The organism is Pseudanabaena cinerea FACHB-1277, from assembly GCF_014696345.1.
GTDB classification, from domain to species: domain Bacteria; phylum Cyanobacteriota; class Cyanobacteriia; order Pseudanabaenales; family Pseudanabaenaceae; genus Pseudanabaena; species Pseudanabaena cinerea.
The window spans coordinates 1-13,168 of the sequence record NZ_JACJPY010000104.1 but is presented as its reverse complement, the minus strand read 5'-3'; the positions used below and the strand labels follow the sequence as shown (position 1 = coordinate 13,168).

Genomic DNA, 13,168 nt, shown 5'->3' with positions numbered 1-13,168 from the left:
TTCAATGGCAACTTCATAACTTTTGAGCATGGTTGTTTATCTCCTTAAAGTATTTTCAAATTCTTGTTTTTTGTTAGAAATTAGAGAATGTAGGCGATCGCTTTTTTCCTGCTGTTTCCTCTCCTCAAGTTCTAGGATACGAAAGATTTAAGTATATCTATAGCTTTTATTTATCGTACAACCCATGATTTAAGTACGAATATATGTAGGATATTTTTGATAAATGTACAATAACAAACCATGATGCTAAGCTAAAATAACTGGAATAGGTTGTAAAATCTAAATTAAGAACTAAAAATAGAAAATATACGACATATCAATGAAAAATAATGGTATTTACATCAAGGCTATTCAGGGAAACTCAGAATATGCCGATCAAGTAAAAGCATTAGGAAAGGCTAACGCAAAGACTTTCGCACTTTTTCCTAAAGGAGCTTTTGATGATCGTATATGGCAAGGCACTGTTTTAGTCGCCTTAGATGAAAATGAAAATTTTCTTGGATATTTGCTATATACAATCAAGAAGAAAGAAAGGCAAGTTAGGGTATATCAACTTGCTGTTAAAGAAGAACATCAAGGGAAAGGTATAGCAAGGCAACTAATGCAGCATATAAAAGAAATAACAAGAAATCTGGTTGATATTCGCCTTGTATGTCGTCAAGACTACGATGTCAATGGAATGTGGGAAAAATTTGGATTTACTCCCATGGACGAAAAATCTGGTAAAAATAAGATAGGAAAACTTGTAACAACTTGGGTTTACAATCACGGTCATCCAGATCTATTTTCTACTGTTGTAAGTCCAAAAACATTTGTAGTTCTTGATGCTTGTGTATTTTTTGATTTTTACCAACTAAGTTTATTAAAATCTACAGATGATAGAGAATCTGCTTATTTATTGGCAGATTGGGTTCAAGATGAACTAGAACTATGTACTACTGATGAAATATATAATGAGATTAATAATAAACTATCTATCTCAGTAAAAGAAAGAAATAAGATGCGTTCATTTGCAGATAGTTTCTTTAAAATTAGTTGTACATCTGATAGATTTGACAATACTTACAAAGTGTTGAAAGATTCATCGCTAGTCAATCAAAATTTTACAGATGTTAATATTCGCCAGATAGCTCGAATAATAGCCTCTGGAAAATCTACATTCATCGTAACTACAGATACGAATCTTCTATCTTACTCAGATCAAATAAAAAAAGAATATGGTGTTCTAATAGTTAGTCCTACTGAGTTAATAGTTAAATTGGATGAGCTTAAGAGAGAGTCAGAATATCAACCTGAGAAATTAGCAGGGACTCAACTATCGAAAAAAAGAGTTGCCGCAGAAGAAAAGCAAATTCTTATAGATTCTTTTGCCCTAGATGGAGAAATTGATTTTAAAACTAAGTTCTCTCAATTACTCGTTGAGAATGACAAGTACGAATGTATTGCTATTTGGGATAGCAATATTCCTATTGCTTTAATAGTATATAGTAGAGAAAATCAACACGAACTATCTGTTCCAATATTTAGAGTTAACTATAAATCTCTATCAGAAACGCTTACTAGACATATTGTATGGCGTACAATTAACTTGGCGGTTGCCGAGAGAAGAAACTTTACTAGAATAACTGAGAGTCAAGTTGATGGTTTTATTGTTAGAGTTATTCAAGATGCAGGTTTCTACTGTGTAGATGGGAACTGGATTAAAATTAACTCCAAAATCACTAAATCAGTAATTGAGGTATCAGAACATCTAATTAATATTAGTTTAGAACTTACAGATGAATATAAGAGCATCTGTAGACATTTTTCTGACAATCTGAGATCAAATGACAATGCTAATCCTGAGTTTATGTTTGATTTAGAGAAGCTATTGTATCCAACTAAGATTATTGATACAAATATTCCAAATTTTGTAATTCCTATCAAACCAAATTGGGCAAAAGAATTATTTGATGAAGAACTAGCCAGAGAAAGTTTGTTTGGTGTATCAAGATCTGAACTAGCATTAAATTGGGAAGCTGTGTATTATAGAAGCTCAAAACCAAAGCTTAAGTATCCTGCACGTATTTTGTGGTATGTATCTAGTGATGTAGATGGAGCGTATGTGAGTAAGAAATCCAAAATTTGTGCTTGTTCGACACTAGATGAGGTAGTAATTGGTAATCCTGAAGAACTTTATCTAAAATTTCGTAGACTTGGTATTTTTAAGTGGGAAGATATAAAATCAATCTCGAAAAGTGAAATTATGGCTATTAGGTTTAGTAACACAGAGATATTTAGAAATCCTGTTCCTCTAGACAAAATACATGAATCATTAGGGAAAAAGGGACAGATACAATCACCACGTCTAGTTGCTAATGAAGCATTTTTTAAAATTTATTCTCTTGGAAATTCAATATGAATAGCAAATCAATAAAAGTTTCTAGTGATGGATATGTTTTACTTTTATCCCTTCAGCCAAGATATGCTGAATTAATATTTAATGAAACAAAAAAAGTAGAACTAAGGAGAATTCGCCCTAGAGTTGATAAGGGTGACTTTCTTTTTATCTATGTATCTTCACCTGAAAAAATATTATTAGGTTCTTGTGAAGTCAAGGAAGTTATACAAAGTAGTCCCAAGAATCTTTGGCAACTTGTTAATAAAGATTCAGGACTAAAGAAAGCAGAATTCCTTGAGTATTTTGATGGAGTTTCAACTGGCTATGCGATTTCTGTTCAAAAAGTACAGAAATTTAATCAGCCAATAAGACTTTCAAGACTACAACAAGAGTGGGACGGATTTCATCCCCCACAAAGCTATAGATATTTAACAATTGAAGAAGTAGATTTGATTGGAGCTATGGCAGAACATGATATGACAAATATTTCTATGAGACTCCAACCTAGATCTAAACAAGTTGAACTTAATGTATATCAAATGTCTTCATCAAAGTAATCAGAATCAATTTTTTGGAGTGTATAGGTTTGAATTTCACTTACACCTACACCAAAGTCAATCATTAATTGAGTTAGTTTATCTCCATCAATAAGTATTATTCTTTTTTCGATAATCTTTACATATTCTTTTGCTTCTTTTGTAAATTGAGATGTAGTAATCATTACACCTTTTCGAGCTTTCATGCCCTCCAAACTGCCAGCAAAAGCTTGTACCGATGGTCTACCTACAGAATGTTCCCATCTTTTTGCTTGAATATAAATTAAGTCTAGCCCTAAATTATCTTCTTTAATAATTCCATCAATTCCACCATCGCCACTTTTTCCGACTGCTTCACCAGCATCTTTTCTTGAACCTCCATAACCCATAGCAAGCAATAAATCAACTACAAGCTTTTCAAAGAATTTTGGAGAGCAATTTTTGATTTGTTCAAGTAATTTCTCACCTAATTCTTTTTTCAATTTTTGATAGCTAATCTCAAAATTTTCTTCAGGTGTTTGATCTATATCTTCTATTACCAAAATATCAAGCTTTACACCATCACTTGACCTAATATTTTGAAATTCTTGAAACTCTGTAAACCTTTCGAGGAAGCTTCGATCAATTGAATTAGGTTGAGACTCTAACACTTCTTTCCCTCGCGAAGAAATGTAGAACGTTCCTCTTTTTCCACTTTCTAGTAATTTTGCTTTTTTTAAATACGTAACAGCCCAACCAATTCTATTTGCTAGTTTCGTTTGCCTACCACTAGGTAAAAGTTCCTTTCGATCTTCCTCATTTAAGTTAAACTGATTTGCCAAGAACTCAACTGTTTGACTAAGTAAATGTTCTTGTTCATCACCAGCGATCCGTAGCAACGGCAAAAGAAAATCTTGATATGTGGGTACAACCATTTGTGAACAATAATAGCGTTTACAGGAATTATACCTTTATTTTGCACTAAAGCTTTAAAAGCAGACGTGGTTAAGCGATCGTCTGATATGGCGATCGCTATTTTTTGGACATCAAATTTTCAAAAGGATGACGATTTTTCCAGCGATAGGTATTAAAATCTCGAAAATCAATAGATAGAATTCGCCCATGCCCCAAATGTTCCACAAGAATAATTAGTGAAGCATCCGCTAAATCCATTGGGAGAGAACTATATTGATTCATCAATTCACTGATTCTTTTCCCATCTTGAACTTTGAGATCAAAAACCTCAAAAGCCCCAACTTCCAAACTATGCATGAACGTCTGTTGAGCATTTGTGCCTGTACGTTTTAAAAGAATATGACAAGCTTCTGTAATTACGCACCACGTTGTAATCAGAGGCTCATCAATTGTATCCAAAACCTCTTGCGCGATAACATGATAATCATCATGACGGTTAATCAACGCGATCCAAAAGCCAGAATCAACGATGACCATATTTTTCATTAAGACTTTCAGTGAGATATTGCTTATAATTTGCGGACAAATCAGAATCCCCTTCAGCACAACCAATCAGCCCCGACTCTCTCAGAAGTTGTAAAGGTTTTACGGGGGATTCTTGATGCAATTTTTCGTAGTAAAGATCGATCGCCGCTTTCATAATGTCAGACGCGCCTTGATTTGTACGCTGACGAATGTAGTTAAACTTACTAGTCCGATCGCGATCAAGCCTCGCATTCACTCTCATTTTTTTGCTTGTCATAATTTTGTATGACAACAGTATAGCTCAAAAAATCTACCGCAAAAACTCTAGCGATCGCCTAACCGTTCTCACCTCGCACAACATTAGCCCTTACCCATTTCCGAAGTTCCCTTAAAGTTCCACTTTCTCCTAAAGTTAAGCGTTTCTGCACATATTCCACAATTATCGCGGCGGGTAAATCAGGAAAGGATAAACTCTTGTCGATTAGTTGATACTCTCCATTCTCTAAAGCTAAAAACGCCAAACTATAACCATCATAGCGCCACACTTCAGGCACACCTAGCAACGCATATATCGGTAAACGGCGATCGCTAGGATTGGTAATATCCACTTCTAAAACCAATTCAGGCGGCGGATCTTGCCCAACGATAATTACTTCTTTACCACGAATTGTTGGCTCATTTTGGATGTAGTAACAAGAATCTGGTTCTGCTCCTAGCTTTAATTCTGGAATTTTCATCAGTAAGGAGCCAAGCTTTCGCAAATCAATTTCTAGCTCATCAGCAAGCGCTCGAATTAAATCATCAATAAATCGATTACTACCTTCGTGGAGTGATAGTGGAGACATAATTTCTAAAGTGCCATTGAGATAATGAAACAAGGTTTTGCGGCGATCGCCTATATCAGCAAGTAAATTTTCAAAGGTTTGCCAACTAACGTTATGTAAGATCACGCGATCTTCGGCGATCGGTCTGATTTGCTCTGCGATCGAAGGTGAAGTAATGGGTTTGCTTAGTGTTGTAGCAGTCATGATAATTTCCTAATTCTCTTCGGCAATTACAATAATGGTGCGGGTTGTTGGGAAGTTAGGCTTTTCACCTAGCCATGTAATGCGATCGCTTTCAATGGCAACTTCATAACTTTTGAGCATGGTTGTTTATCTCCTTAAAGTATTTTCAAATTCTTGTTTTTTGTTAGAAATTAGAGAATGTAGGCGATCGCCCTCTGACCGTTGTTTCCTCCTCAAGTTGATTATAGGTAATTTTAAGAAACAAATGCTAGTATAAATATTAACTAAAATTATGCCTTAACATTTGCCGATATGCCGCTAAGTTGGAATGAGATTAAACAAAGAGCGATCGCCTTTTCTAAGGATTGGGAAAATGTCACTTCAGAGAAGTCGGAGTCGCAATCTTTTTGGAATGATTTTTTTAGTGTATTTGGCATTACTCGGCGGCGAGTAGCTAGTTTTGAGCTACCGATTAAAAAGGCAGATAACAAGCAAGGCTTTATTGATTTGTTGTGGAAGGGGATGATTTTGGTGGAGCATAAGTCTAGGGGCAAGGACTTAGACAAGGCGACACAACAGGCTAAGGATTATTTCCCAAATTTAAAGGAGCATGAGTTACCCAAATATATTTTGGTGTCGGATTTTCAGAAATTTAGGCTCTATGATTTGGATACGGATGTTAATCATGAGTTTGAGCTGAAAGATTTTGTAAATCATGTGCATCTATTCGGCTTTATGGCAGGATATGAGAAACGGGTTTATAAGGATGAAGATCCTGTCAATATTGATGCGGCGGAGTTGATGGGCAATCTACACGATCGCCTCAAGGAGATTGGCTATAGTGGGCATGACTTAGAGGTATATCTAGTACGGCTGTTATTTTGCCTATTTGCTGATGATACGAGCATATTTGAGAAGGGGATTTTTTGGGAATATATCGATCGCCATACTAAGGAAGATGGTAGCGATTTGGCGATGCACATTGCTTCGATATTTCATGTTTTGAATACACCGAAGGAGAAGCGTTTAAAAAATTTAGATGAGAGTTTGGTGCAGTTTCCCTATGTGAATGGGAAGTTATTTGAGGAGTCTTTACAGCCTGCGGCGTTTGATCGGCAGATGCGCGATATATTGCTGGAGGCTTGTGCGTTCGATTGGGGCAAGATTTCACCTGCAATTTTTGGGTCAATGTTTCAGGCGGTGATGAATCAGACAGAACGGCGAAATTTGGGGGCGCATTATACTTCTGAGAAGAATATCCAAAAGTTGATTAGACCGCTTTTTTTGGATGATTTGTATGTTGAGTTTGAGAAAGCTAAGGGAAGCAAGGGCAAGCTAGAGGAGTTACATGAAAAGATTGCAAATTTGCATTTTCTCGATCCTGCTTGTGGTTGCGGCAACTTTTTGATCATTACTTATCGGGAGTTGAGAGATTTAGAGCTTGAAATTTTAAAGGAGTTGTATAGGAAGCATAAGAGTTTCCTTGATGTGCGGTTGTTTATTCAGGTGGATGTCGATCAGTTTGCGGGGATTGAGTACGATGAGTTTGCAGTACAGGTGGCTGAGGTGGCGATGTGGTTGATCGACCATCAGATGAATATCAAGGTTAGTAATGAGTTTGGGCAGTATTTCACAAGACTGCCACTTGAGAAAGCCGCCAAAATTGTGCATGGTAATTCCTTGAGAATTGATTGGCACTCAGTTATTCCCACAGAGAAATTGCACTTTATTTTAGGCAATCCACCCTTTGTTGGCAAACAAGAGAAAAACAAAGAGCAGAAAGATGATATCCAGAATATTTTTGCAGAAATCAAAGGTGCAGGTGTACTAGATTATGTAGCGGCTTGGTATCTTAAAGCAGCTCAATTTATCCAAAAGACTAACATTTACTGTGCTTTTGTCAGCACAAATTCAATTGCCCAAGGGGAACAGGTTGGCATTCTTTGGCAAGAACTTTATAACAATTATAATATCAAAATTCATTTTGCTCATCGGACTTTTCGTTGGAACAATGAGGCTAAAGGCAATGCGGCTGTGCATTGCGTAATTATTGGATTTGGTTTGCAGGATGTTGAAAACAAAAGGATTTTTAATTATGCAGATATTAAAGGAGTACCAACAGAGAGAAAAGTTAAAAATATCAATCCTTATTTAGTCGAAGGGAATGACTTAGTAATTCTCAAAAAGACTAAACCAATTTGTGATATTCCTGAAATGCTCTATGGCAATAAAATTGTTGACGGCGGATTTTATCTTTTTAATGATGAAGAGAAACAGGATTTTATATCTAAAGAGCCAGAATCGGCTAAATTTTTTCGTCCAATTTTGAGCGGTGAAGAGTTTTTAAATGGTAAAAATAGATGGGTTCTCTATTTGCGAGATATACCGCCAAGCGAAATCAAGAAGTTACCCAAGATCCTTGAAAGAATTGAATCTGTTAAAAAGTATCGCCTAGAAAGTCCAAAATCTCAAACTCGTGACATGGCGAATTTGCCTACTCTTTTTGCTGAACCAAGGCAACCTAACAGTGATTTCTTATTGGTTCCACGAACCTCTTCGGAAACAAGAAAGTATATTCCCTTTAGCTTTTATTCTAAGGATTTTATTGTAAATGATAGTTGTATCGCTTTACCCAATGCGACTATCTATCATTTCGGTATTCTAACCTCTGAAATGCACATGGCTTGGGTGAGATATGTATGCGGTAGGCTAAAAAGTGATTTTCGTTATTCCAATACAATCGTTTACAACAACTATCCATTCCCTGAAAACGTCAGCGACAAACAAAAGCAAAAAGTGGAAACCGCCGCGCAATCAGTATTAGACACAAGGGCAAAATATCCCGATAGCAGCCTCGCCGATCTTTACGATCCTCTCACCATGCCGCCCGACCTCGTAAAAGCCCACCAAACCCTAGACAAAGCCGTAGACCTTTGCTATCGTCCCCAACCCTTCGTTAGTGAACTAAACCGCATCGAATATTTATTTAACCTCTATGAAGCCTTAAGTGCGCCATTGCTCAAAGTCGAGAAGAAAAAACGAGTTAAGAGGAAAGATGCTTAAGCAATCGTCTGATATGGCGATCGCTAAGCTGCGTTGTCCGCAGGCAATCCGAAGGCATCCCAACCCATTGGGTGTAAGACTTGATAGCCCTGCATTCTTTTGTAACGAGCAATTACAAATGAAAAGGTGGGATAGAGCGACAGGGTTCCCACAATGATAAATACGCCCATTTTCGCCCAAAATACAGGTTTTTCCATATAATAGGAGGCATCTTTGGCATAGTACAGAACGCGCAAAATACCTGTGACTAAGACGGTTATACCTGCGATGCCATAAATGGTATCGGCAATCAGAATCCGCCAACCATCGCGATTGGTAAGGTCTTGCTTGAGGGTAAATAACTCGGTTGACAATGCTGCAAAAATCAAACCCAAACTCAAATAATGCAAATACGCAGCGATCGCACTAGCCCACGTAAAATACTCCTAACACATTAACGATGTTAAATGTCTATGATAACGACAGCTATGATTGATTGATATTTAACTTTATCGCTAACAATGAATACTACCCCAAGCCCAACAGCCAATATCCTCGACATCATCAGAGCCGATTACGCGAAATTTCCTGAAGCGCAAACCTATAGCATCTATAGCGAAGATGTCTATTTTAAAGATCCTGTTTATAACTTTCGGGGCATCAAGCAATATCAAAAGATGATTGGCTTCATCACATTTTGGTTTAAAAACCTCAAGCTAGAACTCCATGATCTTGCTCGCCATGAAAACCTAATTAAAGCCGAATGGACTATGAGTTGGGATGCGCCCCTGCCTTGGAAACCCAGAATCAGCGTCACAGGCTGGAGCGATCTCACCCTTGACACCACAGGAGAGCTAATTATTTCTCACATCGACTATTGGCGATGCAGCAAATTAGATGTGATCAAACAACATCTGCCTATACCTAATTAAACAGGCGGCTATCCCTACGCTAACCCTCTAGTAAGGAGCCTAGAAGCTTTTTATAATAGGCACATTAGTTTCAACCCCATAACAAAATGGCAGTTAAAAAAGAAGATCCCAAGCGATCGCGCGCCCGACTGATTGGCAATGTGCTGTTGCTAATTGGTGCAGGTTTGCTGATTATCAATATCTTTTTACCAAATTTATTTGCACCTCCTTTGGCGAGAGTTCCCTACAGCCTATTCGTCCATGATGTCGAAGAAGGCACTGTACAGAGGGTCTATATCGGGCAGGATCAGATCACCTATCAACTCAAAGGTCCTAGCCCCGACATTGCGGGTGATGTCATGTCCACTACGCCGATTTTTGACCTTAATTTACCCGATCGCCTCGAAAAAAGTGGGGTGGAATTTGCGGCGGCTCCTGTCAAGAAATCAGGTTGGTTCGGCACATTATTGAGTTGGGTGATTCCACCATTAATTTTTGTTGGTATTTTCCAACTATTTAGCCGTAATAATGCGGGAGGCGGTCCAGGCGGCTTACAGATCGGTAAGAGCAAAGCCAAGGTCTATGTCGAAGGTGAATCTACCAAAACCATGTTTGTGGATGTGGCGGGTGTCGATGAAGCGAAACAAGAACTGCAAGAGATTGTCCAGTTTCTAAAAACCCCTGAGAAATACACCAAAATTGGGGCGAAGATTCCCAAAGGGGTCTTGCTAGTGGGCCCGCCTGGTACTGGTAAAACCCTATTAGCAAAGGCTGTCGCTGGAGAAGCAGGTGTGCCATTCTTTAGCATTTCTGGTTCGGAATTTGTGGAATTGTTTGTGGGTGTTGGTTCTTCGCGGGTGCGGGATTTATTTGAACAGGCGAAAAAGCAATCTCCCTGTATCGTCTTTATCGATGAATTAGATGCGATCGGTAAGGCGCGTTCTAGTGGTGGTATGTATGGCGGCAATGATGAACGAGAGCAAACCCTTAATCAATTGCTAACGGAAATGGATGGTTTTGGTGTCGATGGTACAACCGTAATTGTATTAGCGGCAACTAACCGTCCTGAAACCCTTGACCAAGCTTTGCTGCGTCCAGGTCGCTTTGATCGCCAAGTATTGGTCGATCGCCCTGATAAGATCGGACGTGAAGCGATTCTCAAAATCCATGCTGCCAAAGTCACCCTTGATCCTAGCGTTGACCTGTCTGTAATTGCTACACGCACTTCGGGATTTGCAGGGGCAGATCTTGCCAACCTCGTTAACGAAGCCGCCCTTCTAGCCGCCAGAGCCGAACGTGAAACAGTGCTTTTGGAAGACTTTGCTGAGGCTGTGGAGCGTGTCGTTGCAGGCTTGGAGAAAAAGAGCCGCGTTCTCAATGAAAAAGAGAAAAAGATTGTTGCCTATCACGAAGTTGGTCATGCGATCGTGGGCGCTCTTAACCCTGGCAGTGGCAAGGTAGAAAAGATCTCGATTGTGCCGCGTGGTATGGCTGCCCTTGGTTATACGCTGCAACTGCCCACTGAAGATCGCTTCTTGATGAGCAAAGAGGAAATCGAAGCGCAAATTGCTACTCTCCTCGGTGGGCGATCGGCTGAAGAAATTATCTTTGGCAGTATCACAACAGGTGCATCTAATGATCTGCAAAGGGCAACCGATTTGGCGGACAAGATGGTAACTAGCTATGGCATGAGTGATACCCTTGGTCCTCTGGCATATCAAAAGCAACAGAGCCAGTTTTTGGGTGGTATGGAAATGGCGCGTAATGTCAGCCCTGCCACTTCTGAGGCGATCGACCAAGAGATTAAGTCAATTGTGGAGTCTGCTCACGAGAAGGCGCTTGCCATTCTCAAAGCAAATCGTCACTTGCTAGAAACCATTTCGGAAAAGCTTTTGGAAACCGAAGTGATTGAGGGCGATTCGCTCACGGAACTACTCGCGCAAGTACAACCAGTTGCCTAAGGTCTGCAAATAGCATAATTTGTGCAATCACAGCCCAAAAGTGGTGGGTAGCCAAGCCTCCCATTGCTTTTGGGATTTACGCAAACTACAGCGCTTTGCGCTCAAACCCAAACCAAGAAAAAGTTTTGAAAGCGTTGCTTTGCAACGCTTTCAAAACTTTTTCTTGTGGTTCGCTTAAGGGGCAGTTCATCAACTGCCCTCGCGTTAGCAATCAGGGTTTCAATTTCTCTAGACCAGCCCTCAGGCAAAAGAAGCTCAGGCACAAACCACAATCGCAATTAGTGACGCGATCGCCAGAGATTGAGAAAGTCGTTAATCTCTTGCAATAGCCAATCCTTTTCAGGACGGGTTAAACCAGAACCGAACTTATGGGCATAGATGCCTTGTTGCAGACATAGCTGCATTACAGGCTGTCCATTGACTTCGTAACTGCTTTTCATTTCCACTTGGCGTAGATCTTGGGTTCTGCCCTGCACATGACGCTTCACGCCCAAAATATCCCAATCAATCGTAAAGGTGCGATCGCCGATCATTAAACTAATCTTCCCAAATACCACCGTTAGACCGACATAGGTTAAACCCACCCCAATCACCCAAAAGGGAATTGAAAACAGGGCAAATATACCTGCCTTCAGCGCCATTGATGTCCAAACGATCAGAAATCCATTCCAAAATAGCGAGAAGAATAATAAACCCGCCCCTTCGCCTGTGACCCCTGCGGCGGGAATATCGATTTTGAGCAGGTCTTCGGTTTTTTGGAGATTGATGCGACTGCCAAGGGGCTTAGGATATTGATAGGCGGCGGCGGGGCGAGCGTAGTTACTGGCTAAAGTATTTGCCAGATTGTAACTGGTGCGGGTGGCGGGTTGATAATTGGCTTGTTTGAGAATGCGTTGAATTTCTTCGTCACTATATGCCGCATCTTGCCCTTGAGTTTGCAGCGAATTTAGGGCTTGACGGGCATTGTTAAAGCGATCCTCGATCGCTGGCTCAATCATCCTGTCTAGCCATTTGGCAAAATGCTCGGAAATATTGACGGAACCTCGAAAATTAATTTTCAGCTTTTGTTCGGGCAGATCCGCAGGCGATCGCCCCGTCAATAAAAACAAAATCGTTGCACCAAGGGCGTAAAGATCAGTGGCGGGGACAGCCTTACCGCGAAACTGTTCGGGGGGCATATAGCCATAGGTTCCCACGACAGTGCTGCCGCCAATTTGAGTATTGCGATAGGTATCTTGGACTGCGCCAAAATCCACCAACATAATTTTGCCATCAGTCTGCATGATCAAGTTTTGCGGCTTGATGTCGCGGTGAATTACGGGTGGCTTCAGTTCATGGAGATAAATTAATATTTCTAACACCTGCACCGCGATCGCCTGTACATCCTTCTCACTGCCATGCCAGCCATCGGCGATCGCCTGAAATAGTGACCGCCCCTCCACCAACTCCTGCACGATATAAAAACCGCGATCGCTCTCCGTATCAATCTGAAAGTAATCCAAATAACTGGCGATGGCAGGATGATTTAACTGGGCTAAAACCTTAGCTTCCCGCTCAAATAGCTCTAGGATTTTCCAATCATGCATCCGCCGAAAGGACAACGCCTTCAGTGCCACGCGATCGCCCGTCTGTAAATCTTGAGCGCCATAGGTAATCCCAATGCCCCCCTCACCAAGGACATTGACAATCTGATAACGCGATCGGACAATTTCACCGTATTGATGTAATTCGGACATGGCTTAGACAACTAAGGTTTTAAAACCCCAAAATGAGCGATCAATAAAGATATTTTTGCTTGACATTCCCCGCGGTGAAGCGACGGGGATTCCTGAGCTAATCACAGCCCTTTCTGCTTGCACATACTTAGGTCTTACACGATTATGTCCCATCCGAGCTTACTAGAATATTCCTT

The 13,168-nt window shown here is 40.1% G+C and carries 11 protein-coding genes; 5 read left to right on the top strand and 6 right to left on the bottom strand.

Annotated features, from left to right (window positions below):
* Positions 1-319 precede the first annotated feature (319 nt).
* Both H6F44_RS20250 and H6F44_RS20245 read left to right on the top strand, forming a co-directional pair.
* The gene (locus H6F44_RS20250; RefSeq protein WP_190352901.1) at positions 320-2,401 is read left to right on the top strand and encodes a GNAT family N-acetyltransferase; all 2,082 of its coding nucleotides are present in this window, start codon (positions 320-322) and stop codon (positions 2,399-2,401) included.
* Positions 2,398-2,937: an ASCH domain-containing protein gene (locus H6F44_RS20245; protein WP_190352900.1), complete on the top strand. Its 540-nt coding sequence runs from the start codon at positions 2,398-2,400 to the stop codon at positions 2,935-2,937. The genes H6F44_RS20250 and H6F44_RS20245 overlap by 4 nt, the downstream gene beginning before the upstream one ends.
* Here H6F44_RS20245 and H6F44_RS20240 read toward each other — a convergent pair.
* The 4 genes from H6F44_RS20240 to H6F44_RS20225 all read right to left on the bottom strand — a co-directional run bounded on the left by H6F44_RS20240 (position 2,916) and on the right by H6F44_RS20225 (position 5,363).
* A complete protein-coding gene (locus tag H6F44_RS20240) occupies positions 2,916-3,830 on the bottom strand; it encodes a restriction endonuclease (RefSeq protein ID WP_190352899.1) in 915 nt (304 codons plus the stop codon). The genes H6F44_RS20245 and H6F44_RS20240 overlap by 22 nt on opposite strands.
* A 97-nt stretch (positions 3,831-3,927) precedes the next feature.
* A complete protein-coding gene (locus tag H6F44_RS20235) occupies positions 3,928-4,347 on the bottom strand; it encodes a type II toxin-antitoxin system VapC family toxin (RefSeq protein ID WP_190352903.1) in 420 nt (139 codons plus the stop codon).
* Positions 4,334-4,612, bottom strand: coding sequence for a CopG family transcriptional regulator (locus H6F44_RS20230; RefSeq protein WP_199302211.1), 279 nt, complete (start codon positions 4,610-4,612; stop codon positions 4,334-4,336). Before H6F44_RS20230 ends, H6F44_RS20235 begins: the two co-directional genes overlap by 14 nt.
* Before the next feature lie 58 nt (positions 4,613-4,670).
* Positions 4,671-5,363, bottom strand: a complete 693-nt coding sequence (locus H6F44_RS20225; RefSeq protein WP_190352898.1) for a Uma2 family endonuclease — start codon at positions 5,361-5,363, stop codon at positions 4,671-4,673.
* Positions 5,364-5,654: 291 nt separating this feature from the next.
* Here H6F44_RS20225 and H6F44_RS20220 point away from each other — a divergent pair, with 291 nt between their 5' ends.
* Complete coding sequence (locus H6F44_RS20220) at positions 5,655-8,405, top strand: DNA methyltransferase (protein ID WP_190352897.1); 2,751 nt, start codon at positions 5,655-5,657, stop codon at positions 8,403-8,405.
* Positions 8,406-8,428: 23 nt separating this feature from the next.
* Here H6F44_RS20220 and H6F44_RS23655 read toward each other — a convergent pair whose 3' ends face one another.
* Positions 8,429-8,806, bottom strand: a complete 378-nt coding sequence (locus H6F44_RS23655) for a DUF2214 family protein (RefSeq protein WP_190352902.1) — start codon at positions 8,804-8,806, stop codon at positions 8,429-8,431.
* A 99-nt stretch (positions 8,807-8,905) separates the two neighbouring features.
* Here H6F44_RS23655 and H6F44_RS20210 point away from each other — a divergent pair, with 99 nt between their 5' ends.
* Together H6F44_RS20210 and ftsH are read left to right on the top strand one after the other, a co-directional pair.
* A complete protein-coding gene (locus H6F44_RS20210; protein WP_190352896.1) occupies positions 8,906-9,316 on the top strand; it encodes a DUF2358 domain-containing protein in 411 nt (136 codons plus the stop codon).
* An 86-nt stretch (positions 9,317-9,402) separates the two neighbouring features.
* Complete coding sequence (gene ftsH, locus H6F44_RS20205) at positions 9,403-11,256, top strand: ATP-dependent zinc metalloprotease FtsH (protein WP_190352895.1); 1,854 nt, start codon at positions 9,403-9,405, stop codon at positions 11,254-11,256.
* Between the two features lie 278 nt (positions 11,257-11,534).
* Here the strand turns inward: ftsH and H6F44_RS20200 are convergent, their stop codons facing one another.
* On the bottom strand, positions 11,535-12,992 hold the full coding sequence (locus tag H6F44_RS20200; protein ID WP_190352894.1) for a serine/threonine protein kinase: 1,458 nt from the start codon (positions 12,990-12,992) through the stop codon (positions 11,535-11,537).
* Positions 12,993-13,168 lie beyond the last annotated feature (176 nt).

Excerpts from the sequence above, each read along its gene's own strand:
- H6F44_RS20250 (WP_190352901.1), top strand. The coding sequence starts at position 320 with ATGAAAAATAATGGTATTTACATCAAGGCTATTCAGGGAAACTCAGAA.
- H6F44_RS20245 (WP_190352900.1), top strand. The coding sequence starts at position 2,398 with ATGAATAGCAAATCAATAAAAGTTTCTAGTGATGGATATGTTTTACTT.
- H6F44_RS20240 (WP_190352899.1), bottom strand. The coding sequence starts at position 3,830 with ATGGTTGTACCCACATATCAAGATTTTCTTTTGCCGTTGCTACGGATC.
- H6F44_RS20235 (WP_190352903.1), bottom strand. The coding sequence starts at position 4,347 with ATGGTCATCGTTGATTCTGGCTTTTGGATCGCGTTGATTAACCGTCAT.
- H6F44_RS20230 (WP_199302211.1), bottom strand. The coding sequence starts at position 4,612 with ATGACAAGCAAAAAAATGAGAGTGAATGCGAGGCTTGATCGCGATCGG.
- H6F44_RS20225 (WP_190352898.1), bottom strand. The coding sequence starts at position 5,363 with ATGACTGCTACAACACTAAGCAAACCCATTACTTCACCTTCGATCGCA.
- H6F44_RS20220 (WP_190352897.1), top strand. The coding sequence starts at position 5,655 with ATGCCGCTAAGTTGGAATGAGATTAAACAAAGAGCGATCGCCTTTTCT.
- H6F44_RS20210 (WP_190352896.1), top strand. The coding sequence starts at position 8,906 with ATGAATACTACCCCAAGCCCAACAGCCAATATCCTCGACATCATCAGA.
- ftsH (WP_190352895.1), top strand. The coding sequence starts at position 9,403 with ATGGCAGTTAAAAAAGAAGATCCCAAGCGATCGCGCGCCCGACTGATT.
- H6F44_RS20200 (WP_190352894.1), bottom strand. The coding sequence starts at position 12,992 with ATGTCCGAATTACATCAATACGGTGAAATTGTCCGATCGCGTTATCAG.